This window comes from Empedobacter sp. UBA5528 (assembly GCF_002426075.1).
GTDB lineage: Bacteria > Bacteroidota > Bacteroidia > Flavobacteriales > Weeksellaceae > Empedobacter > Empedobacter falsenii_B.
In genome coordinates, this window is the sequence record NZ_DINY01000001.1 from 21879 (window position 1) to 45317 (window position 23439).

A 23439-nucleotide genomic window follows, 5' to 3' on the forward strand; every position below is an offset into this window, starting at 1 on the left:
TTGAGCGGCTTTTTTTTATTCACTAAATTTATCTCCTCTGAATATTTTCACAGGATTCCCTCTTGCAATAGACGTTTGATTATTCCATTTTTTTTGAACCAAGTCCTTCAATTTATTGGTTTCAAATCCTTGTAATTTCAATAACAAACGAGTTGTTGCAGTTTTTTTGTTCTGATGTTGTGAACGTAAATCCATCGAAACAGCCGAAATTCCACTTGGTTGATGTATCGCACGAACAGCCGAATTTACTTTGTTTACATTTTGTCCACCATTTCCAGAGCTTCGCATTGTTTGGTATATAATTTCATTCGGATTGATTGAATTTTCTTTCGGAATTTCTAATTCAAAACAACCAATAAACCAATTTTTTCGTTGATGAAATTTTCGGTATGGACTTTTACCAATCCATAAAATTGCTCCAAGCCAAGTTTTTAAAAACGTGTTTAAATCATTTCCTTCAAGTTCTATAATCACAGATGAAAGTTGATGAAAATCTTTATCCATTTCTCTTTCAATTATGTCAAACTTAATTTCAGATTTTGTGCACGCTTCCGAAAACTTTTTAAAAACATTAGTCACCACAAAATTGCATTCCGCTGGTCCTCTACCCGATGTAAGTTGAATAATTTTTTTCCTCATCATTATTTATCCATTCGTACAATTTTCGGTGTAAAAGTTCCCAACACTTTCACTAATTCAGTCTGTAAATTCATCACCGTTTTTATGTTTTTATATGCCAAAGGTGCTTCATCTACACTTCCGCCAATCAGCTCAATTCCTGCATCTTTCAATTGTGAATTCATAAAACTTTTAGTAATTGTTGATTTACATTTCGCACGCGACATTTTTCGTCCCGCACCATGCGAAGCCGAATTAATACTCAATTCATTTCCCAAACCTTCAACAATGTAACCGTTCGCGGTCATCGAACCTGGAATAATTCCTAAAATTCCTTTTCCAGCTGGCGTCGCTCCTTTACGATGAACAATTCGTTCCGTTCCTTCAACCATTTCTTTCCACGCAAAATTGTGATGATTTTCGATGTTAAAAACGATACGTTTTCCCAAAGCTTTCGCAATTCTTCGGTGAATATCATCGTGACAAGCCTTGGCATATTCGCCAGCCAAATTCATCGCTGCCCAATATTCTTGGCCATCGTACGTGTCCAAATCTAACCAAGCCAAATGCTGAACTTGCTTCGGAAGTGGACATTGTTTCGTCGCCAAATACGTATAATGTTTTGCAATATTTGCACCCAAACCACGCGAACCACTATGCGATAAAACAGCCAAATATTCTCCTGGAATCAAGTTCCATTCAGGTTTTACCTCATCTAATTTCACAATCCCAAATTCAACAAAATGATTCCCTCCACCAGAAGTTCCTAATTGTTGATAAGCTTTTGTTTTTAAACTTTTCAAGATTGGAATTTCATCAAAAATAGAACGTTCAAAAATTTCATGATCCGCTTTTAGTTTATGCGTTTCATACATTCCGAATTTGGTATGATCTTGCAAAATCTGAATCAATTGATGCGATTTTCCTTTCAAAAAACTAGCTGGCAAATCGTAAACCGAAAGACTCATTCTACAACCAATATCCACACCAACTCCATAAGGAATCACCGCATTATCCGTCGCTAAGACACCTCCGATTGGCAATCCATACCCCGAATGCGCATCTGGCATCAAAGCTCCTTTTACCGAAATTGGCAATTTCAATGCATCATATAATTGAAATTTTGCTTGCTCGTCAATTTCATTTTCTCCAAAAATCGAAAAAGGTGAACGCGTTGTTTTTAATTCTTGTAATCTAACCTCAACTGGTTTTATTAATCCTTCCGCAACTTTTCCCCAAATTCCGTGACCAATGTACTTTTCTGGTTCGAGTAAAACTTCTTTTGCTTCGTTGAGAATCGTTTGTTTCTTTTCTTTTTTTCTGTATCGATGAATTTGCCCAATTGCAATATTGATCGAATTATTTTTTGGAAAGCCTAATTTTATGAAGTCCTTTCCAGAGATTTTATTTCCCATGATTAATGTCTTTTAGATAGCTGATGTTCTTGTTCTATCAGCATTTCAGCGATTTCTGTCGCCGAATTTTTGTCGTTAAAAAATTTCCTTTTCGTAAAAGGATTTTTAAATTTTGGTTTTCGTTCATACGAATAACCTCCTCCAACTATTTTCTTTAAGAGGATTCCTTGATTTTTATACTTGTCAAAAAAGTGATCGATTTGCGCTTCTTCGCGCTTCAAATCAATATCAAGTGGTTTGTAATGCGTAATCATATTTGGTTTTATAATCAATCGAAAACGCCACGGTTGTAGAAATTCATAAATTCCTTTGAAACGTTTTGTTTTTGGATCATACACCTGAATACACGCAAAATATCGACGTTCTTCATCATTCAAAATTGAATGCGGTCCTGAATATTCATAAGGTTGTAATTGTTTCAATTCTTGAATTCTCGGAACATAAATTCGCTTTCCGTTTCGTTTTCGTTTTTTTACAAACTTTCGCGTTTCTGCATATTGAGAAGTATTAATTTTCTTCAGAATTTGAGTGAAAAATTCAATCTCATTTTCCTTTTTAATATCTTCTCTCAATACAAAATAACGTTCGAAACCTTTTTGATATGGCTCTTTTAAAGGAACAAGCGGAATCGCTTTTTGTTCTTTAAAGATTTCTTTTCTACGTTTATATTTCTCTCTTACATTTTTTTCTTTTGCTGTTTTTACGCTTCTTTTCTTCGTTCTCTTTGTTCGTAAACGAGCTGAAAAGAAAATTGAATCTTCCATAACATGGATTATTTGATTGCAAATAATTGTTTTGAAATAATTAGCGCTAATTATTTCTTCTTCGGAAGTTTTTAGAAGTTATTCTGAATCTAGAATGGAATAATAAAAGAAAAAGCCCGAAGAATCCTCCGGGCTTTTGATATAATAAGTTAATTATTTACGATTTATAAGCACGAAGAAATGCTCATTGCAAAATCTGTTGCAATAGCTGAAAACTGATATGTCGTTTCTTTGAACATTTTATTTCTTCGTTATTAAATTGTTATACGTTATGATTTTTATCAGTGCAAATTTAAGTCAATAAAATTCACATTTCCAAATCGTTTGTGAAATTTCACTAAAAATAGGGAGAAAAATATTATTGATTTTCAGCATTCATCGTCTCATACAACGAATAAATTTTTAGATTTTGAATTGCTTTCTCTCCATTTATAATACGAGTTTCATTCGGAATTAAATCAAAGAAATTATCATCAAATTGATTGTTTCCGTCCAATAAATAAACATCTTTTGCCAAAACATTTGTAGAAATTTCAATTTGATTGCTACTGATCTTTTTAATTTTAATTGTTGGTTTTGTTAAAGCTAAATCTTTCGGTTTTTCGAAGAAATAATTACTCGAATATTTTTCTCTATTTGATTCAAATTCAATTCGAAGAAAAGATTTTATTGAAGAAGTTCCTTTCAAAACCTCATTACTTAATTCCAATATTTTAGTAGAAGAATTTGATGAAATAATTACATCTTTATCGTTAGTCCAACGTTTATTTCCATTAAAATCGATTATAGAAAATTTTACTTTTCCTTTCAAATCTTTCAATAAGTCATTTATGATATAGATTTTGTACACATTTTCTTCTTTCTCAACCGAAATCAATACATTCTCGAAACTTCTTTTCACTTGATAATGTAACGCTTTCCAATTTCCTAATTTATCCAAAGACGCCCACGAAGTCACAGGCCAAACGTCATTCAATTGCCAATACAAACTTCCCATATTGTACGGTTTTGCGCGTCGATGCGCCTCAATCCCAATCTGAGTTCCGCGCGCTTGCAACAATTGAGAAACGTAGTTGTACTGCACAAAATCGGTCGGAATTGCATAATCGAGTTGCATATATTCGTTGATTGTTTCCCAACCTTTTGGATGTTTTTGATGCACTAAAATGGTTACAGAATTCTTACTCAATGTGTCTTTTTCAGAAAACATAGATTTTACGGTTTCTAACGTTGGCATTCCTTGAAAACCATATTCCGAAGCAAAACGTGGAACTTTTTTCTCATAGGTTTCAAACGGTTCCATTCCCCACCAAACACCCCAATAATGAGAATCTCCTTGCGTCAAACTTTCTTTTCTTCCCCAACCAATCGAAGGTGAAGACGGCCAATAACGGTTCTCTGACTTTGATAAAATAGAATCCAAAACATTGGGAATAATATGATGAAAAGTCGTTTGATAATCTTTCCAAATACTCAAAGAATCTTGTTTTGACCAGCCCATTTGTTTCTGATATCCCCAATTGTGCCACGCTTCATCAATTTCATTATTTCCACACCAAAGCGCGATAGAAGTATGATTTTTTAGTCGATTCACTTGATCGATTGTTTCTTGTTTTACATTGTTAAGAAAATCTTGATCACCAGGATAAAAAGCACAAGCGTACATAAAATCTTGCCAAACCAACAAACCTTTTTCGTCGCATAATTCATAAAAATAATCATCCTCATAAATTCCTCCGCCCCAAATGCGAATCATATTCATATTAGCTTCAACCGAACTATTTATCAGCTTTTCGTAATCATTTTTTGAAACTCGCGAAACAAAATTATCTTGCGGAATATAATTCGCACCTTTCATATACGTTGGAATTCCATTTACTTTAAAATAAAAGCTTGAACCAACATTATCTTTTTCTTGAACTAATTCTATAGTGCGTAAACCAAATTTCAAATGCTTAGAAACTTGCTCATTTCCTTGTCTAATTTTGAATTGATAGTCGTACAAATATTGTTCGCCCATTCCATTTGGCCACCATAATTTTGGATTTTGAATTGTTTCATCAATCGAAAAATAATTGATTCCTTTGGTTAATTTTTGAGTGATTTTTTTCTGATTAAAATTAATTTCTACAGTTGTATTTTGTTCCGATTGGATAATAAATTTAAACTTTACTTTCGCTTGATTTTTATCCAATTTGACAATTTCATAAGACAAGTCATTCAGTTTTAAATTATTCCAAGAAATAAGTTCAATTGGTTTATAAATCGCAACCGTTACCAATCTTGGTCCCCAATCCCAACCATACTGATATTGCGCTTTTCGAGTAAAAACACGCTCACCTTCTGGTATTTATATGGAAGAAGATTTGCTAATCGTTTTCCTTCATTAGGCGACGATTTGAATTGTATTTCGAGCAAATTATTTTTATCTTTCAGTAAATCTTTGACCGAAACTTCCCAAATTCGAAACATATTATTCGCATCCAGAATTAATTTTCCGTTCAGAAAAACTTTTGCATATGTATCCAATCCATTAAATTTTAACTGAATGTTTTGCGCTTTTCGTTCGGCTTCAGTCAAATCAAAAGAAGTTTTGTAGTTCCAATCTTCGTTTTCTACCCATTGCACTTTTGCATCATTAACGTCTTTGTAAGGATTTGGAATAATATTATTTAACATCAAATCGGTATGAACAGAACCAGGAATCTCAGCTTTCAGCCATTTTGAATCTCCTTTTTGTTGAAAAGTCCAATTCTCTAAATTCAAATTTCGAGTCGTTTGAGCAGAAAGTTGAATAAATGTAAAAAAAGTAATAACAAAAAATAGTAATCTCCTCATTTTGTGCTGATTTTCATAAGGATAAAATTAGGTTTAAAATTCATATAAACACAAAAGAGATTATTAAAAACAATTTCTTTTGTTGAATACATAATATAGGCTTCGTTAATTATGGGAATAACGAATATGCTAAACTTAGGTTGACTCGGCTATATTTGAATTTCAGAAAAAAGCAACTGATTATTCAATCGATTTGTACAATCAAGATCAAGCGGAAACTACAAAAAAATGGAAATGATTCTTCTATCAATTTAAAACAAGTTATGCGAGAAGAAAATTTAATGGATTATGATTTTGAAAGTGCTAAATTTAGAATTCAAGAATTACATTCAAACTTTTTCAAAACGCTAAACGAGCATTCTAAGCAAAAACTAACACCTCTTAATTTGAAATATTGTTCGTATATCTATCTTGGTTTAGACACCAAACAAATTGCAACTCTTCTTAATATTGAACCAAAAAGTGTACGAATAACAAAGTATCGTTTGAAACAAAAATTTGGTCTAGTAAAAGAAGATAAATTATATACTTTTTTTCATCGGATAATTGCCTAGATTTATTTTTTAGTAAAAAACACACTTCAACTCTCGTTAATTTATTAAAATATAATTCATAATATTTTTCAAAATACTTGCAGTCTGCACGGAAAAGATTATTTTTGCCTATTCGACAAATAGAATATGAAAAATATCCGTAATTTCTGTATTATCGCCCATATTGACCATGGTAAAAGTACCTTGGCCGATCGTTTATTGCAAGTAACAAACACGATTTCTGATCGTGAGTTACAAAATCAAACTTTAGACGATATGGATTTGGAACGCGAACGCGGAATCACAATTAAATCGCACGCCATCCAAATGGAATATGAAAAAGATGGTGAAAAATATATTTTAAATTTAATTGACACTCCTGGTCACGTGGATTTTTCTTACGAGGTTTCTCGTTCGATTGCCGCTTGTGAAGGAGCTTTGTTAATTGTAGATGCTGCACAAAGTATACAAGCACAAACCATTTCTAACCTTTATTTGGCTTTAGAAAATGATTTGGAAATCATTCCAGTTTTGAACAAAATCGATTTACCTTCTGCAAATCCAGAAGAAGTAACAGACGATATTGTTGATTTGATTGGTTGTGATCCCGAAGATGTTTTGCGTGTAAGTGGAAAAACAGGTGAAGGTGTGTTAGAATTGTTACACACAATTATCGAGAAAGTTCCTGCACCAGTTGGTGATCCAGATGCACCGTTACAAGCCTTGATTTTTGACTCTGTTTATAATCCTTTCCGAGGAATTGAAGCTTTTTACAAAGTGGTAAATGGAGAAATCAAAAAAGGAGATCAAGTAAAATTCATGGCTACCAACAAAAAATATGGTGCCGATGAAATTGGAACATTAAAACTGAATCAAGTTGAGAAGAAAGTCATTAAAACTGGAGATGTAGGTTATATTATTTCTGGAATTAAAGAAGCTTCTGAGGTAAAAGTTGGAGATACAATTACATTAGTTGAGAATCCTGCAAGCGAAGCTATTGATGGTTTCGAGGAAGTAAAACCAATGGTTTTCGCTGGTATTTATCCGGTTGACACAGAAGATTACGAAGATTTGCGTGCTTCTATCGAAAAGTTACGTTTGAATGATGCTTCATTAACTTTTGAAGCTGAATCTTCTGCTGCTTTAGGTTTCGGTTTCCGTTGTGGATTCTTAGGAATGTTACACTTAGAAATTATTCAGGAGCGTTTAGAACGTGAGTTCAACATGACGGTAATTACAACTGTTCCTAACGTTTCGTATGAAGCGTACTTGGAAAAAGATCCAGAAAAAATGATTCCGGTTCATAATCCATCTGAATTACCAGATCCATCAGGATTAAATCGTGTTGAAGAACCATATATTCGAGCAGCAATCATTACAAAATCTGAATTCGTAGGTCCTGTAATGAGTTTATGTATTGAGAAACGTGGTGAATTACAATCTCAAAACTATTTAACTCAACATAGAGTAGAAATGATTTTCAATATGCCTTTGGCTGAAGTTGTTTTCGATTTTTATGATCGATTAAAATCTATTTCAAAAGGATATGCATCGTTTGATTATGCACCTTCTGGAATGAAAGCTTCAAAATTGGTAAAAGTTGACATCATGATTAACGGTGAAGTTGTAGATGCTTTATCTGCCTTAATTCACGTTGATAATGCCTACAATATTGGAAAGAAAATGTGTGAAAAATTACGCGAATTAATTCCTCGTCAACAGTTTGATATTCCAATTCAAGCCGCGATTGGTGCAAAAATTATTGCGCGTGAAACAATCAAAGCATTACGTAAAGACGTTACTGCAAAATGTTATGGTGGTGATATTTCTCGTAAACGTAAGTTATTAGAAAAACAAAAAGCTGGTAAGAAGAAAATGCGTCAAATTGGACGTGTAGAAGTTCCCCAATCTGCATTCTTAGCTGTTTTGAAATTGAATGATTAAAATTCTTTTTATATACCAAAAGCCGTTCTAATGAACGGCTTTTTTTGTAACAATTGGTAAAATATTTATACTAATAAATTAAGCATCAACATTATGAAAAATTTATTAAAATTAGAACAATTAGCAATTTTAATTGTAACGCTAATCATCTATTATAAACTTGATTATTCCTGGTTTTTGTTTGCAATTCTTTTTCTTGCTCCCGATATTTTTATGTTAGGTTATCTTTTTGGAAATAAGATTGGCGCAATATCTTATAATTTTATTCATAATTATTTTACGACAATTTCATTGATTCTCATTGGTTATTTTTTACACATTGAATGGTGTTTAATGATTGGATTAATTTTTTTCGCTCATATTGCGTTAGATCGTTTTTTAGGATTTGGTCTCAAAAAATATGATGGTTTCAAATCCACTCATTTAGATAATTTATAACATCACAACCTCATCTGTTGAACCTTTTTCTAAAATTTCTAAAATACTTCGCATCGTAATTTCTGAAATTTGTTCCAACGCTTCTTGTGTAAAAAAAGCTTGATGCGCAGTTACCAAAACATTTGGAAAACTCATCAATCGCTGAATCATGTCATCCTGAATAATTTCTGCTGATAAATCTTTGAAGAATAATTTTTCTTCTTGTTCATAAACATCAATTCCCAAATAACCAATTTTATGATTTTTTAAAGCTTCAATCGCTTCATGTGTATTGATTAATCCACCTCTACTCGTATTAATAATCGTTACGCCATCTTTCATCATCGCAATCGTTTCTTGATTAATCATGTAATGATTTTCTGGCGTCAGCGGACAATGCAACGAAATAATATCTGAAGTTTTAAACAACTTATCCAGCTCAACATATTCCACGCCATTATTCATCAATTCTTGATCTGGATACAAATCATAAGCAATAATCTTACATCCAAAACCTTTCGCAATATTGATAAAAGCCTTTCCTATTTTTCCTGTTCCAACAATTCCAATCGTCTTCTGAAAAAGATTAAAACCAAGTAAACCGTTCAATGCAAAATTTTGTTCACGAACACGATTATAAGCTTTATGTGTTTTTCGATTCAATGTTAACAACATCGCCATTGTATGTTCAGCAACAGCCTCGGGAGAATATGCAGGAACACGACAAATTTTAATTCCAAATTCTTTCGCAGCTTCCAAATCGACATTATTAAAACCAGCACATCTCAATGCAATAATTTTAACGCCTTTTTTTGCTAAAACTTCAATGACTTGTCGGTTCACTTTATCATTCACAAACACACAAACAGCATGCTCATCTTCAATCGCGTTTACGATATGCGGACCTAAATGTGTTTCATAAAAATTAAGTTCAAAACCGTAATTTTTATTTTCAGCCTCAAAAAAAGTTTTGTCATAAGGCTTAGACGAAAAGAAAGCTATTTTCATTGAATTATTTTTAACTAATTTATGTTTTTAATTAATTGTAATTTACTTTCTACTTGATTATTATAAAATTTTAAATCATTCAAAATTAATTCATCCTCTATTTTTGATATTTTATTAAAAGCTATAAGCTGATGAATAAAAATTTCTAACTTCGTGAAAATTCAAATTCACACATGAAAAATATACTTTTATCAACGATTACATTAGCTTCTTTTACAGCTTTTGGACAAAATATTTCGAATCAAGCTATTGATAAAGTCACAGAAAATGCAATGAAAGCATTTGATGTTCCTGGAATGTCTGTTGCGGTTATCAAAGACAGGACAATTGTGCATTCGAAAGGTTATGGCGTAAAATCTCTTAAAACGGGAGAAAAAGTTCAGTCGAATACAAATTTTGGCATTGCTTCTAACTCGAAAGCTTTTACAGCAGCTGCTTTGGCGATTTTGGTTGATGAAGGAAATATAAAGTGGGATGATAAAGTGATTACGCACATTCCTGAATTCAAGATGTACAACGATTATGTAACCAAAGAGTTTACAATTCGTGATTTATTAACGCATCGAAGTGGATTAGGTTTGGGTGCTGGAGATTTGATGGTTTGGCCTGATGGACATAATTTCACTCCAAAAGATATTATTTCTAATATTCAGTTTTTAAAACCAGTTTCAGATTTCCGTGTAAAATATGATTACGATAATTTATTATACATTATTGCAGGAGTTGTGATTGAAAGAGTTTCGGGGCAATCTTGGACAGATTTTGTAACAAAAAGATTGTTGGAACCAATTGGAATGACGAATACTGCAGCGAATTGGCATTTGCTAAAAGACAAGAAAAATGCAATTAATCCGCACGTTCCAATTGACGGAAAATTACAAGTGATTGATCGTTATACGAACACCATTTTTGATGCAGCTGCAGGAATTTATTCGAATGTAGATGATCTTGCAAAATGGTTGCAATTCAATTTAGATAAAGGAAAAGTGAATGGAAAACAAATTATTTCGGAAAAACAAATGAACGAAATGATTACACCACAAACTTTACAACCAAATCGTACTACTCCACCTTATAATTCATTATTCAAAGCGTATGGTTTGGGATGGCAATTGCAGGATATGAACGGAAAATTGGAAGTTTCGCATACTGGTGGATTGGAAGGAATTGTAACACAAACGATGTTTTATCCTCAAGAAAAATTAGGAATTGTGATTTTGACAAACCAACAATCGGGTGCAGCTTTCCGAGCAATCTCGAATACAATCAAAGATTTTTACTTAAAAAATCCATCTACAGATTGGGTAAAAACGTATGATGATATAATGAAGAAAAATGTGGAAGAAGCCGATGTTATTACCGATGAAGTTTGGAAAACAGTTGAAGCAAATCAAAAAAATAAAGCCATCAAATTTGATTCAAAAAGTGTAATCGGAACGTATAAGGACAATTGGTTTGGTGATGTTGTAATTTATGAAAAGAAAGGAAAAATCATTTTCGAATCGAAACGTTCACCTCAATTAACTGGTGAAATGCTTTTTTACAAAGACAATACGTTTGCAGTAAAATGGTACAATCGTTATTTCCATGCAGACGCTTTTGTTTATGCAGAAATAAAAGATGGAAAAATGACAGGTTTCAAAATGAAGGCCATTTCTCCGTTAACAGATTTTAGTTACGACTTCCAAGATTTAGATTTTACGAGAAAATAAATTTTAATAAATACTAATCAAATGCGAAGTTCGAAATTAGAACTTCGTTTTTTCTATTAAAAATGAAATTCAAAGGTTACGCATATGGACTAATTTCTTCCATATCTTATGGATTAATTCCATTATTTATCCTACCTATAAAACAGGCAAATTTTTCGATGGATACTACATTATTCTATCGATTCTTTTTTTCTGCATTGATTGTCGGAACATATTTATTCATCAAAAAACAATCATTCAAAATAGATGTGAAACAGATTCCATTTTTAATCATTTTAGGATTATTGTACGGAATCTCAGCGGATGCTTTATTTTTAGGTTATGATTATTTAACTCCTGGAATTGCCTCCACATTATTATTCGTTTATCCGTTGATTGTTGCCATCATAATGGCTGTTTTCTTCAAAGAAAGAATTACAATTTCAACTATTGTAGCCATTGTTTTTGTACTGGCTGGTGTAATTTTATTAAGTTTTAAAGAAGGAAAATTCGAGCTAAATCCAATCGGATTAGGAATTGTTTTTATTAGTGCTTTGGGTTACGGATTATATATTGTGACAGTCAACAAATCGAAAGTACGAGATATAAAAGGCTTTACATTAAGCTTTTATTCGTTTCTATTTACAACGATTTATTACGCAACAAAAATGATTATTCACAAAGAATCCTTCATTTTACCATCATTAGAATTAACCTTCAACTTTTTTACATTTGCGTTTGTTACGACAGTTGTTTCGAGCATCGCATTGATTTATGCGATTAAAAATATTGGTTCTACAGCCACTTCTATTCTTGGCGCATCAGAACCTGTGGTTGCCGTTGCTGTAAGTGTTATGATGTTTGGTGAAGATTTTTCGCTGAGTTTAGCTTTAGGAATTTTTATGATTATTCTAGGCGTAACTCTGAATGTAATTGGTGATGCATATCAACAAAAAAGATTGAAGTAATTGTAAATCCTATTTTTAACTTTGCAGCAATGAAACAGAAATTTAATCCTGAAGGTTGGAATCGTATAGAGCATTTTAATATGTTCTCGAAAATGGATAATCCGTATGTCGGAGTTGTTGCGGAGGTTGAATGTTCTAAAACGTACAAATTTGCCAAAGCAAATAAATTGTCTTTTTTCGCAGTCTATTTACATTGCTCGATGTTGGCAGAAAATAAGATTAATGAGTTTAAATATCGCATCGAAGATGATGAAATTTTTGTGTACGATCATTTAGATTGCGGAACAACAATTGGAAGAAAAGACGGAACTTTTGGTTTTGCATTGATGAATTTTACCGAAGATTTTGATGCATTTAACGCGCAACTTCAAGAGCAAATACAAAGTGTAGAAAACTCGGTTGGTTTGCATATCAAAAATGAAGAAATTACCATTGGCTTGGTTCGTCATTCTACATTTCCATGGTCGAGATTTACAGGTCTAACACAACCAAGTAACTTTGGAACGGGAGAATCTATTCCGCGAATTATTTTTGGAAAAGCGTATACGCAAAACGATAAAATGTATATGCCTGTTTCGGTTGAGGCGAATCATGGTTTTGTAGATGGTTTTCATTTGGCGAATTATCTGCAAGAATTTGAAAACGAATTAGGTAAATATTAGAAATAGTAAGAACGAATTTCGAGTTTCGAAATTCGTTTTTTTATTTTACATCATTAGGATGAATAAATGGTTCTGGTTCTAGAATTTCCTCATATTGAATAGGAAAATATTTTTTATCTTCTTCTAAAACAAAATCATCCGTATAATTATAAAAATGCTCCAACTCTCTTAATTGATACTTTCCTTCTTCATCTTTATGAAATCGAAAAGCGTAACCTTTTATTTCACAACAGAATGTTATTTTTTCTTTATCTAAAGGGATATAATTTAAATTTGAGATATCGATATATTCATCTAATACTTCATTTTTATCTAAAAGAATAGTATAATCTGTATTTTGAATAGTAATTGGTAATGTATAATAATTCCCTATTGAACAGTCTTGTCCAGTCGAAGAAATATATAAATAAAATTTTTCTTTTGCGAAAAAGAGAGAGATTGTTCTAATTGGTATATGATTACTTTTTGTAATATCAATAGCTTGTTCAATAACTTCATTTACATTCTCATCTTTAAAAACTGAATCTGCTTTTATTTCATTCTTCTTTTCCCAACCTTTAGCAGATTGACTGCTCGGTTGCTCACATTGAACAAAAAGAATGAATAAGAGTAAAAAATATAAATTCTTCATATAAGTGTTTTGATTAAAGATAATCAATTCACTGCAACTTTTTTATTTAGTTTTTTTGACCAAGAAAAAATATAAATCGTTCCGATAATTGAAGGCACAATCCAAAAATAAATATTATCTCCAAATCCAGCGCCTGCAACCAAAAACGCTGTTACTGAAGCGATATAAGCACCAACCATTTTTCCAACATGATTCATTGTCCATTTTTTATAATTCTCTGTATTCTTGTAAAAAACAAAATCTCGATAACACATAAACCCTCCTAAAAACCCAAAAATTAAATACAATAATCCAATTGCATTGCTTGTGAAAAGTGGAAGTAATCCAAAAACAATCATCACAATAGATGTGATAAACATTGCTCCAGAAATGATTTTATCCAAATTATTAGAATAGTTTTTGCGCTTATAATTTAGAATTCTATTTCCGATCAAAATCATATAAATCGTGAAAATACCAATCATTAAAAGAAAAGAATTGTGGTGATTTGGAAAAGCACAAATAATCAACGAAAGAACAGAACTGACTAACATACCAATCGAAAATATTTTTCCCACTTTTTTGTGTGTCGAATTTCCTTTTTTTATAATCATAACAGCTGTTCCAGCAACCAAGCCAATTCCTCCAAAAAATGCGTGAATGTAAATAATGATGTTGACTAAATTTTCCATAATGTGTTTATTTATTATGGAATAAAATTAAGTGAAGTCGTTTTTAATTTTAAAAATAGTTGACCGAATTGTCGAATTTTAAGGATGAATTGTATTACTCTTTTGTTTTCACTGTTTCTATAGCATCATTCATCAAATCGAACTCGTAACCTTTGTACGCTAAATATGCTTTTACTTTGTTTATTTTCTTGAAAGATTCTCGCTCAGAAGCTAATAAATTGAACTTTTTTTGTGTTAAATGCAATAAATTATTCCAATATTTATCCAAATCAATTTCTTCTTTAAATGCTTTTTCAATTAATTTTTGATCAATTTGACGCATTTTTAATTCTTGACGAAGACGATTTCTTCCCCACATTTTTTGATTGACTTTTCCTCGAACAAAATTATGAACAAATCGTTCTTCATTCAGGAATCCGTAATGAATTAGCTTAAAAATAATCTCATCTTTCGCTTCTGGAATCAAATCAAAATCACGAAGTTTTTTCTCTACTTCCCAATGACAACGATCTTGATAAAGACAATATTTTGCCATTTTATCTTTGATTTCATCAATCGTATAAATCTTTTTTGGGTTGTCTTTAGAGAAATTCATGCAACAAAGTTAAGATTTTAATAAGAAAATTGTTTGATTAACTTGATGAGGATCCTGAAAAAAGTTCAGGATTAATCAACAAAAAAACTGAATCATTTCTGATTCAGTTTTTTATTATTTGTTTAAATAGTTGAAGGAAAAATATGAACTTCTCAATTCTAATTTCTCACATCTCAATACTATTTTTATTAAGCTTTTTGTAATTCCGCGATATATGCTGTTGGATCCTCAGCATTGAAAACTGCCGAACCAGCAACTAAAGCATCTGCACCAGCTTCTACCAATTTTGATGCATTTTGTACTCCAACTCCTCCATCAATTTCGATGATCACATTTGCATTAGCTTCTGTAATCATTTTTTTCAATTTAGAAACTTTGTTGTAAGTATTTTCAATGAATTTTTGACCTCCAAAACCTGGATTAACACTCATAATTAACACCAAATCTAAATCATTAATCACATCTTCTAAAACAGATACTGGTGTATGCGGATTAAGCGCCACTCCTGCTTTCATTCCTTCTGCTTTTATAGCTTGAATTGTACGATGTAAATGTGTACACGCTTCGTAATGAACAGTCAAAATATCTGCGCCAACTTGTTTGAAAGTTGAAATATAACGATCTGGATCAACAATCATTAAATGCACATCCAAAACTTTGTCTGTTAACGAATTTATTTTCTCGATAATTGGCATTCCGTAAGAGATATTCGGAACAAAAACGCCGTCCATTACATCTAAATGAAACCATTCGGCTTGAGAATTATTAACCATTTCGATGTCTTTTGCTAAATTCCCAAAATCGGCTGCTAAAATTGATGGTGCTACTATTGGCATAATCTTATTTGTTGTTTGTTTGTATTTTGTGGTGCAAAGGTAATGAAATAAAAAAATCGTTGAAAACTCAACGATTTATATTTTTTAGAAATTATAACCAAATTTGAAACCTAATTCAGGTAAGAAGTCGATGTATGTTTCTTTATCTGAATATATCCAATCAGAACCATTAATAGAATATTTAAAAGGATAATAAGTATCTATAAAAATTCCTGCTCCAAAATTGAATTCATAAAAAAATTTTTTAGCAAAATTTCTTTTAATTCCATAATTCACCACAAGTTTTGCAAAATCATCATCTTTTCCCATCCCTTGGTATGTTGATAACCAATCTGTATAATAGTCAAATTTCAATCCTATAAAATTTGCAGAATTATTTAAAGTAGATTTTCCTTTTGAACTTCTTCGATCAAAATTATAGTAATAACGACCTTCTAATCCTAACTTTACTGTGAAATCCATATCCAAACCATCATCTGAACCTGTAAAATTAATTGTAGAATAATTTAAATTACCAAGAATTGTAATTTTATCTGTTATGGCTTTCTCATAATTTGCTCCAACTCCCAAAACATTAATATGTGCTGAAATCAAATCTGTTGCTTTTTCTTGAGCAAAAAGAGAAGATGATAATAAGAAAGTAAATATTAGTCTTTTCATTTTCAGTGTTAATTAATTCAATACGAATATAACTGAAAAAATGATTCAGTAAAATTATTTTTAATCCAAGAAAACTCGATTATCAATAAAGTTATAAGGTTCTTCGTCTTTCAATTCTTCGTTGATGATAAAATGAATCGAATCTTTTGACATAAAAATATAAGTATAAATATCTGCCATCTCATCAGAATCTCTAAACTCGTAATATTCATCACCAATCGTGCACCAAACACCTTCGTCTTCAGAAAAAGTTACACGATCATCACTATAAATCGTTTTAAAGTTAACCGTCATTGTGCCGTCAGCTTTTCTATTGACCATCCAACTATTTGTTTCTCCTTTAAAAAATTTCCCATGATCAGTTCCAGACCAAATTCCAACGAATCTGTCATCTACATCCATAGATTTTATATATTCTTTCATTTGGTTTTGATCAGCTTTGTTCATCATGATTTTCTATATTAAAATTAGCTTAAAAGTAGCCAATCTATACTTCTTCTCATCTCAAAAAGACTTAATTTGCAGCTTGGGATAAAAACAACAAATTTATGGAAAATAATATGCTTAATCAACATCCAGCAGATATTGCCGAACAATTAACTGCACTGAACGTAAAAGAAAGAAACATCGCTTTTTATTCGCTTTCGAATGATGATAAAGTTGAAGTATTCTCCTATTTTGAACCCGATATTCAGTACGAAATTGTAAAAAGTTTGACGGACGAAGATTTAGCTGAAGTTTTGAACAATCTTGATCCTGATGACCGAACAGAACTATTTGAAAATTTCCCAGATCAATTAATCAAACATTCCATTAATCTTTTAAATCCTGAAGAACGCGCTACAGCACTAAATTTGATTGGATACAAAGAAGATTCGATTGCGCGTTTGATGACGCCAAATTATATTCAGGTAAAAGAACATTATACTGTAAAACAAGTTTTGGCGCACATCAAAAAATATGGAAAAAAAGCGGAAACGTTGACGTATATTTTTATTGTTGATGGAAAAAATAGATTGATTGATGATTTAAAAATTGGCGAAATTCTTTTGGCTGATGAAGATACGAAAGTAGAAGATTTGATCGATCATAATTTTGTTTCAATCAAGACGACGACTCCTTTAGAAGATGCGTTAGAAGTTTTTGATAAATACGATCGTTCTGCGATCCCAATTGTGACAGAGAATGATGTTTTGGTCGGAATTGTAACCTTCGACGACATCTTGGATCGAATGAAAATGCGTGATACAGAAGATATTCAGAAATTCGGAGGGATGGAAGAATTGGATGTTTCGTATACTAAAACACCTATTGCGGAATTAATTAAAAAGCGCGCAGGTTGGCTGGTTATCTTATTTATTGGCGAAATGTTTACTGCTTCTGCTATGAGTTATTATGACCAAGAAATCGAAAAAGCGGTTGTACTCGCTTTATTTGTTCCATTGATTATTTCGAGTGGCGGAAATTCTGGTTCTCAAGCGGCTTCGCTGATTATTCGTGCGATGGCTTTGGGCGAATTGAAACTAAAAGATTGGTGGTATGTAATGAAGAAAGAGTTTGCTTCAGGATTAATCTTAGGTGCAATTCTTGGATTTGTTGGTTTTATCAGAATCTTAATTTGGCAAAAAACTGGAATTTATAGTTATGGAGAATATTGGTTGTATGTAGCTTTAACAGTCGCTTTATCTTTAATCATTATTGTTTTATGGGGAACACTTTCTGGATCTTTAGTTCCATTTATTTTGAGAAAAATTGGATTTGATCCCGCAACAGCATCCTCGCCTTTTGTCGCAACTTTGGTTGACGTTTCAGGATTGATTATCTACTTTACAATTGCTGCATTCTTACTAAGCGGAAAATTATTATAAAAAAAATCCAACCAATTGGCTGGATTTTTTTATTTTTATTATCGTCCGATATATGTTTTCAAAATCTTAGATCTCGAAGTATGTTTTAAACGGCGAATTGCTTTTTCTTTAATTTGACGAACACGTTCTCTTGTTAAATCAAACGTTTCTCCAATTTCTTCTAACGTCATTGGATGTTGACCGTTTAATCCGAAGTATAAACGAATTAAATCAGCTTCACGAGGCGTTAATGTTTGTAATGCACGTTCAATCTCTACACGTAATGACTCAATCATCAATTGTACATCTGGAGATGGAGATTCACCAATGTTTAATACATCGTATAAGTTAGAATCTTCTCCTTCTACTAATGGTGCATCCATTGAGACGTGACGACCAGAGTTTTTCATCGACTCTTTTACATCACCTTCAGACATATCCAAAACTTCAGAAATTTCTTCTGCAGATGGAGCACGTTCATGTTCTTGCTCTAATAAAGCATAGGCTTTATTAATTTTATTGATCGATCCAATTTTATTTAATGGTAAACGTACAATACGAGATTGCTCTGCTAATGCTTGTAAGATAGATTGACGAATCCACCAAACGGCATACGAGATAAATTTGAAACCACGTGTTTCGTCAAAACGTTGCGCTGCTTTAATCAAACCTAAATTTCCTTCATTAATTAAATCTGGTAAACTTAAACCTTGATTTTGGTATTGTTTCGCAACAGAAACCACGAAACGTAAGTTTGCTTTTGTTAATTTTTCTAAGGCAACACGATCTCCTGCTTTGATACGTTGTGCTAACTCTACTTCCTCCTCCGCTGTAATCAAATCTACTTTACCAATCTCTTGTAAGTATTTATCCAACGACGCAGTTTCACGATTTGTTACCTGCTTTGTAATTTTAAGCTGTCTCATTTAACTAAAACCCTCCTATTATTAATGATTATTATCGATTTCTTGGGTGGTTTATTAACACCACTATATATGTATACGCAGATAACTGAAAAAGGTTACAAAATATTGTAAATTATTTCATAATTAATGTCTTAAAACTTCGTAAATCATTTGTGCAGAGAGTTTCGCTGTTGAGTTATCAACATCAAAAAGCGAATTATACTCGACCAAATCAAAGATTTTAACTTTATTCGAATTCATTAAAACTTTCAAAATATATTTTACTTGAAAAGGCGTTAAACCATTAATTGTCGTTGCACTTACACCTGGTGCATACGCTGCATCAAAAACATCCATATCCAATGATACATAAAGTGCATCATATTGTTGAATGATAATTTTAAGGTCTTCTAAAATTTTATTCAGATGTAAGTGTACTTCATCGGCCATGATAAACTTAACACCTAAGTTTTCTGCTCGATGAAATAATGCTTTTGTATTTCCCAATTCTTGAATACCAATTGGAATATAATTAAAATTCATTTCGTTTTGTTCGCAATACTTTGCCATTTCATAAAATGGTGTGCCAGAAGTAGATTGCGGATTTGGCGTTCTCAAATCAAAATGCGCATCAAGATTGATAATTCCAATATTTTTGTATGATTGTGCTAAAGCTAAAAAATCGCCCAAAGCTGTTTCGTGTCCACCGCCAATCACTATCGGAAAATGATTTTGTTTGATGATTTTATGAACTTGATTAACCTGTTCTTCTCTCGCAGTTTCTAAATCTTTGTCGTCGCAAACAATATTTCCAGTATCAAAAATAAAATCTGTTTCAGAAAAATGCAAAGGCAAATTGGCTAATGCTTTTCGAATGAAATCTGGTGAATTCTTTGCGCCAATTCGTCCTTTATTTCGTTCAACTCCTTCTTCTGAACAAAAACCAAGAATTACTTTTGGTTGAATGGATGCTGATTCAAATTGATCATAATCGTTGATTACTTGATGAACTCTTAAGCCTAACTCTCCGTCTTCAGAATCAATTCTTCCTGTCCAAATTTCTTGATTAAATGGTGTTTTTTGCATGATTAATAAAATTTAGGTAACGATAAATTAAACTTAACTGTCACAATACGAATTGCAGCAATAATAGCTCCTGAAACAATGAAATTAATATTTCGATCCAGCCCAAAATCATCAAAAATTAGATAAGCTACCCCACCTACAATACACGCTGTTGCATAAATTTCTTGTACAAAAATAAACGGCGTTCTATTCATCAAAACATCACGCAACATTCCGCCCATCACAGCCGTCATCATTCCCATCATCACAGAAATAAAATTGTTTGCGCCCAAAGAATGTGCTTTTTCTAAACCAACTATCGTAAACAAAGCAATTCCTAAAGTATCAAAAAGCATTAAAGTAATTCGTAAACGTGAAAAATACTTAAAAAATATTCCTGCTAATAAAATTCCTGCAAAAACGGCATAAATCACATTCATATCGCTAATCCAAACCAACGGATAACTATTCAAAAATAAATCGCGCAAGGTTCCTCCTCCAACAGCCGTTATAAAAGCAAAACAAGCGATTCCAAACCAATCGTGTTTTCGTCTTTCATCACCAGCTAAAGCACCTGAAATAGCAAACACAACCGTCCCAAATAATTCAAAAATGTATTGAATTTCCATCTATAAAAAATTAGTTCGCTAAGATACGAATCTATAAATTAATGACTTTTAAACTTTGGTAATGATAAGTTGTATTTTATTGCAGTCAAACGAACTGCGACAATTACAGCTCCCGAAAAAAAGAAATTGATGTTACGATCAAGTCCCAATTTCCATAAAATCATATAAATAACTGCGCCACAAAGACATGCAAACGCATAAATTTCTTTCTTGAAGATAATAGGAACTTCGTTCAACATCATATCGCGAATAATGGATCCAAAAACCGCCGTAAACATTCCCATTACAGGTGCAATTACAGGATGAATTCCAAGATTTAGAGCTTTTTCTAAACCAACAATCGTAAATAAAGCAATTCCTAACGTATCAAAAAGCATAAATGTTTTACGAAGTTTCAACAGAGGCTCATAGAAAATTGCCGCTAAAATAACACCAATCCCTACTGCATAAATAAGATTAACATCCTTTATCCACATAATTTCAACGGAAAGTAAAATATCACGAATTGTACCACCTCCAATTGAAGTTAGGAAAGCAATAAAGGTTACACCAAACCAATCGTTACCAGATTTTTCATCTGCTGCTAAAGCGCCCGAAATTCCAAAAAAAAGTGTACCAAATAATTCGAAAAAATATTGAATCTCCATTTCTATTGTATTAAATCATATTGTGTTGTGCTCTGTCAAAAATAAACACTTTTCTTTTTTAACGATGTTTAAATATACAATCGAAAATAAAAAAAGACCAACACATTTGTTAGTCTTTTTGTTAATATTAATAATAATTTGTTTTTTCTAATTGCTTTTCATCAATTGGATCTTCATCCAAATAGCGTTCTAAACTATCATCCAATTCTTTCATCCAAGGTGTGTGATGTTTTTCTGCTTTCGTTTCGTCCATAACAGAGGTATAGGTTTTATCTCGATAAGTTAAAATATTTTCTTCTTTATCTTTTAACCAAGATTTGAACATATTAGCAACTTTATCCAAATCGAACATAGGATAATCAGTTAAATGAATTAAATCCTTCAAATAATCAGTTTGAAAATCAACATGATCATCAGCAGAAATCGATTGTTTTTCATAATCAATCCATTTCTGAATATCTTTTTGAATATCTTCTTTTGAAGGTAAATTAATTCGTCCCAAAATATAATCACGTGCAAACCATGCTTGCGCATCAAACATATTAAATGTGTAATATTGATCCTGCATTCCCAAAAATAACAATTGAGCATTTACATCTGATATTACACCTTTATACATTCCTTCTGGATACAAACAATTTTTGGTTTTTAAACGCAAATTATCTGGTAAAAACGGAAATTTGTGTTGATAACCTGTACACATAATTACTGCATCAAACTCTTTTGATGTTCCGTCTTTGAAAAATGCTTTCTTATCTTCAAAATGTGTCACCAAAGGCAATTCTTCTATTCCATTTGGCCATTTACAATCAATTGGATTTGTACGATAAGAAATTGTGACCGATTTAGTTCCGTGTTTATAACATTGTACCGCAATATCTTCTGCCGAATAACTACTACCGATCAATAAAATTTCTTTACCTCTAAATGGATCAGCTCCACGAAAATCATGCGCATGCATTACATTTCCTGTATAATTCTCGATCCCTTTAAAATAAGGCATATTTGGTGTAGAAAAATGTCCAGTTCCGACAATTAAATAATCGAAATATTCTTCGAAAGTTTGATTTTTCTTTAAATCATCAAAAACAACGCGAAATTGTTTTTTATCCTCTACATAATCTACCCACCTTGCAACGGTATTAAACTGAATGTACTTTCGCGCATTACTTTGTTTAATTCTTCCTTCTATATAATCGAATAATACTTCTCTAGGTGGATAAGAAGATATTGTTTGACCAAAGTGTTCAGAAAATGTATAATCTGCAAATTCTAAACATTCTTTTGGTCCATTCGACCATAAATATTTATACATACTGCCATGCAATGGCTCTCCGTATTTACCTACTCCTGTACGCCAAGTGTAGTTCCACATTCCTCCCCAGTTGTCTTGCTTCTCAAAACATTTAATTTCTGGAATTTTGTTACCTTTTTTCTCTTCTGACTCAAATGCTCTTAACATTGCCAAACCACTTGGTCCAGCCCCGATAATGCCTACTTTTAAACTCATGAATTGTTTTTAATTAAACTTATATGAACTACTCAACTATCTCTCAATAGTAATTGATTTTTATGCCTGAAACGACCTGATATAGAAAAAAACATCTATAAAAATTGTGTAAAACAGAATAGAATGTGTAATCTAATGATTACAACATATAAAGAGATAGAAAACCTCTTGCTGAATAAATAAAATTTTATTCAAAATTAAATTATTCTTCAATGTACTAAAATTATAGCAGATGGACAAATATTAATGAAACATAATAATAAGCTTAATTATTATGGCGTTCCCTTCGGTCGGGCTATCCGTTGCAATCTTTTGTAGAATAAAATTGGAAGTGATTACAGGAAAATCCAATTTCTACAAAAGATTTCCACTACTATCCCTAACGCTGGTTTTAAGTTCTGAGTTAGTTGTAAAAAAGAAGCTTCCTTTTTATAAAGAAGAAGCTTCTCGTTGACTAATTAGAAGCTTCTTGTTGGATGAAAGGAAGCTTCTTGTTTTATAAAACATAGTTTTTAGTTAGCGTAAAGCTTACAGCCTTCACCTAAAGCGAAATCCATAAACACAAAAAAGCCTCAAGTTGTTCAC

Annotated in this window: 23 protein-coding genes and 2 pseudogenes; 7 read left to right on the plus strand and 18 right to left on the minus strand. The window is 31.9% G+C overall.

Features of this window, described 5'->3' with window-relative positions:
• Positions 1–15: 15 nt before the first annotated feature.
• The 6 genes and pseudogenes from prfH to B4L98_RS00120 all read right to left on the minus strand — a co-directional run.
• A complete protein-coding gene (gene prfH, locus B4L98_RS00100; RefSeq protein ID WP_219035381.1) occupies positions 16–639 on the minus strand; it encodes a peptide chain release factor H in 624 nt (207 codons plus the stop codon).
• Positions 640–641: 2 nt separating this feature from the next.
• Entirely contained in the window at positions 642–2033 is a 1392-nt protein-coding gene (locus B4L98_RS00105; protein WP_291077206.1) for an RtcB family protein, read from the minus strand.
• Between the two features lie 2 nt (positions 2034–2035).
• Positions 2036–2797 carry a hypothetical protein gene (locus tag B4L98_RS00110; RefSeq protein ID WP_114997794.1) on the minus strand — a complete coding sequence of 254 codons (762 nt, stop codon included), beginning with the start codon at positions 2795–2797 and terminating at the stop codon, positions 2036–2038.
• A 358-nt stretch (positions 2798–3155) separates the two neighbouring features.
• Complete coding sequence (locus tag B4L98_RS00115; RefSeq protein ID WP_291077208.1) at positions 3156–5078, minus strand: beta-mannosidase; 1923 nt, start codon at positions 5076–5078, stop codon at positions 3156–3158.
• Positions 5079–5090: 12 nt separating this feature from the next.
• Positions 5091–5147: pseudogene (locus B4L98_RS14650) on the minus strand (hypothetical protein); the annotation flags it as partial.
• Positions 5148–5200: 53 nt separating this feature from the next.
• Positions 5201–5635: pseudogene (locus B4L98_RS00120) on the minus strand (glycosyl hydrolase 2 galactose-binding domain-containing protein); the annotation flags it as partial.
• Between the two features lie 263 nt (positions 5636–5898).
• Here B4L98_RS00120 and B4L98_RS00125 point away from each other — a divergent pair.
• The 3 genes from B4L98_RS00125 to B4L98_RS00135 all read left to right on the plus strand — a co-directional run bounded on the left by B4L98_RS00125 (position 5899) and on the right by B4L98_RS00135 (position 8550).
• Positions 5899–6189: a helix-turn-helix transcriptional regulator gene (locus B4L98_RS00125; protein ID WP_219035376.1), complete on the plus strand. Its 291-nt coding sequence runs from the start codon at positions 5899–5901 to the stop codon at positions 6187–6189.
• 126 nt (positions 6190–6315) lie between these two features.
• Positions 6316–8112, plus strand: coding sequence for a translation elongation factor 4 (gene lepA, locus B4L98_RS00130; protein ID WP_038332533.1), 1797 nt, complete (start codon positions 6316–6318; stop codon positions 8110–8112).
• Between the two features lie 93 nt (positions 8113–8205).
• Positions 8206–8550, plus strand: a complete 345-nt coding sequence (locus B4L98_RS00135; protein ID WP_125350035.1) for a DUF4260 domain-containing protein — start codon at positions 8206–8208, stop codon at positions 8548–8550.
• Here the strand turns inward: B4L98_RS00135 and B4L98_RS00140 are convergent.
• Positions 8545–9537, minus strand: a complete 993-nt coding sequence (locus B4L98_RS00140) for a 2-hydroxyacid dehydrogenase (RefSeq protein ID WP_125350034.1) — start codon at positions 9535–9537, stop codon at positions 8545–8547. The genes B4L98_RS00135 and B4L98_RS00140 overlap by 6 nt on opposite strands.
• Positions 9538–9710: 173 nt before the next feature.
• Between B4L98_RS00140 and B4L98_RS00145 the strand changes: the two genes are divergently transcribed.
• The 3 genes from B4L98_RS00145 to B4L98_RS00155 all read left to right on the plus strand — a co-directional run bounded on the left by B4L98_RS00145 (position 9711) and on the right by B4L98_RS00155 (position 12858).
• Positions 9711–11249 carry a serine hydrolase gene (locus tag B4L98_RS00145; RefSeq protein ID WP_291047178.1) on the plus strand — a complete coding sequence of 513 codons (1539 nt, stop codon included), beginning with the start codon at positions 9711–9713 and terminating at the stop codon, positions 11247–11249.
• A 62-nt stretch (positions 11250–11311) separates the two neighbouring features.
• Positions 11312–12196 (plus strand): DMT family transporter, encoded by an 885-nt coding sequence (locus tag B4L98_RS00150; RefSeq protein ID WP_286495880.1) that lies wholly within the window; start codon positions 11312–11314, stop codon positions 12194–12196.
• A 29-nt stretch (positions 12197–12225) separates the two neighbouring features.
• A complete protein-coding gene (locus B4L98_RS00155; RefSeq protein ID WP_286495878.1) occupies positions 12226–12858 on the plus strand; it encodes a CatA-like O-acetyltransferase in 633 nt (210 codons plus the stop codon).
• Between the two features lie 40 nt (positions 12859–12898).
• Here B4L98_RS00155 and B4L98_RS00160 read toward each other — a convergent pair whose 3' ends face one another.
• The 6 genes from B4L98_RS00160 to B4L98_RS00185 all read right to left on the minus strand — a co-directional run bounded on the left by B4L98_RS00160 (position 12899) and on the right by B4L98_RS00185 (position 16701).
• Complete coding sequence (locus B4L98_RS00160; RefSeq protein WP_286495877.1) at positions 12899–13489, minus strand: hypothetical protein; 591 nt, start codon at positions 13487–13489, stop codon at positions 12899–12901.
• 23 nt (positions 13490–13512) lie between these two features.
• Positions 13513–14160 carry a hypothetical protein gene (locus B4L98_RS00165; RefSeq protein ID WP_291047175.1) on the minus strand — a complete coding sequence of 216 codons (648 nt, stop codon included), beginning with the start codon at positions 14158–14160 and terminating at the stop codon, positions 13513–13515.
• Positions 14161–14254: 94 nt separating this feature from the next.
• Positions 14255–14755: a regulatory protein RecX gene (locus B4L98_RS00170; RefSeq protein ID WP_291047174.1), complete on the minus strand. Its 501-nt coding sequence runs from the start codon at positions 14753–14755 to the stop codon at positions 14255–14257.
• Positions 14756–14943: 188 nt separating this feature from the next.
• Entirely contained in the window at positions 14944–15591 is a 648-nt protein-coding gene (gene rpe, locus B4L98_RS00175) for a ribulose-phosphate 3-epimerase (protein WP_280036965.1), read from the minus strand.
• Positions 15592–15675: 84 nt separating this feature from the next.
• The gene (locus B4L98_RS00180; RefSeq protein ID WP_291077210.1) at positions 15676–16251 is read right to left on the minus strand and encodes a hypothetical protein; all 576 of its coding nucleotides are present in this window, start codon (positions 16249–16251) and stop codon (positions 15676–15678) included.
• Positions 16252–16311: 60 nt separating this feature from the next.
• Positions 16312–16701 (minus strand): hypothetical protein, encoded by a 390-nt coding sequence (locus tag B4L98_RS00185; RefSeq protein ID WP_038332499.1) that lies wholly within the window; start codon positions 16699–16701, stop codon positions 16312–16314.
• A 98-nt stretch (positions 16702–16799) separates the two neighbouring features.
• Here B4L98_RS00185 and mgtE point away from each other — a divergent pair, with 98 nt between their 5' ends.
• Complete coding sequence (gene mgtE, locus B4L98_RS00190) at positions 16800–18119, plus strand: magnesium transporter (RefSeq protein WP_291058732.1); 1320 nt, start codon at positions 16800–16802, stop codon at positions 18117–18119.
• Positions 18120–18157: 38 nt separating this feature from the next.
• Here the strand turns inward: mgtE and B4L98_RS00195 are convergent, their stop codons facing one another.
• The 5 genes from B4L98_RS00195 to B4L98_RS00215 all read right to left on the minus strand — a co-directional run bounded on the left by B4L98_RS00195 (position 18158) and on the right by B4L98_RS00215 (position 22854).
• Positions 18158–19024: a sigma-70 family RNA polymerase sigma factor gene (locus tag B4L98_RS00195; protein ID WP_019975176.1), complete on the minus strand. Its 867-nt coding sequence runs from the start codon at positions 19022–19024 to the stop codon at positions 18158–18160.
• 123 nt (positions 19025–19147) lie between these two features.
• A complete protein-coding gene (hutG, locus tag B4L98_RS00200) occupies positions 19148–20089 on the minus strand; it encodes a formimidoylglutamase (RefSeq protein ID WP_291077212.1) in 942 nt (313 codons plus the stop codon).
• A 2-nt stretch (positions 20090–20091) separates the two neighbouring features.
• Positions 20092–20697, minus strand: coding sequence for a trimeric intracellular cation channel family protein (locus B4L98_RS00205; protein WP_291077214.1), 606 nt, complete (start codon positions 20695–20697; stop codon positions 20092–20094).
• Between the two features lie 38 nt (positions 20698–20735).
• Positions 20736–21344 carry a trimeric intracellular cation channel family protein gene (locus tag B4L98_RS00210; protein ID WP_291077216.1) on the minus strand — a complete coding sequence of 203 codons (609 nt, stop codon included), beginning with the start codon at positions 21342–21344 and terminating at the stop codon, positions 20736–20738.
• A 127-nt stretch (positions 21345–21471) separates the two neighbouring features.
• Complete coding sequence (locus B4L98_RS00215) at positions 21472–22854, minus strand: NAD(P)-binding domain-containing protein (protein ID WP_291077218.1); 1383 nt, start codon at positions 22852–22854, stop codon at positions 21472–21474.
• Positions 22855–23439 lie beyond the last annotated feature (585 nt).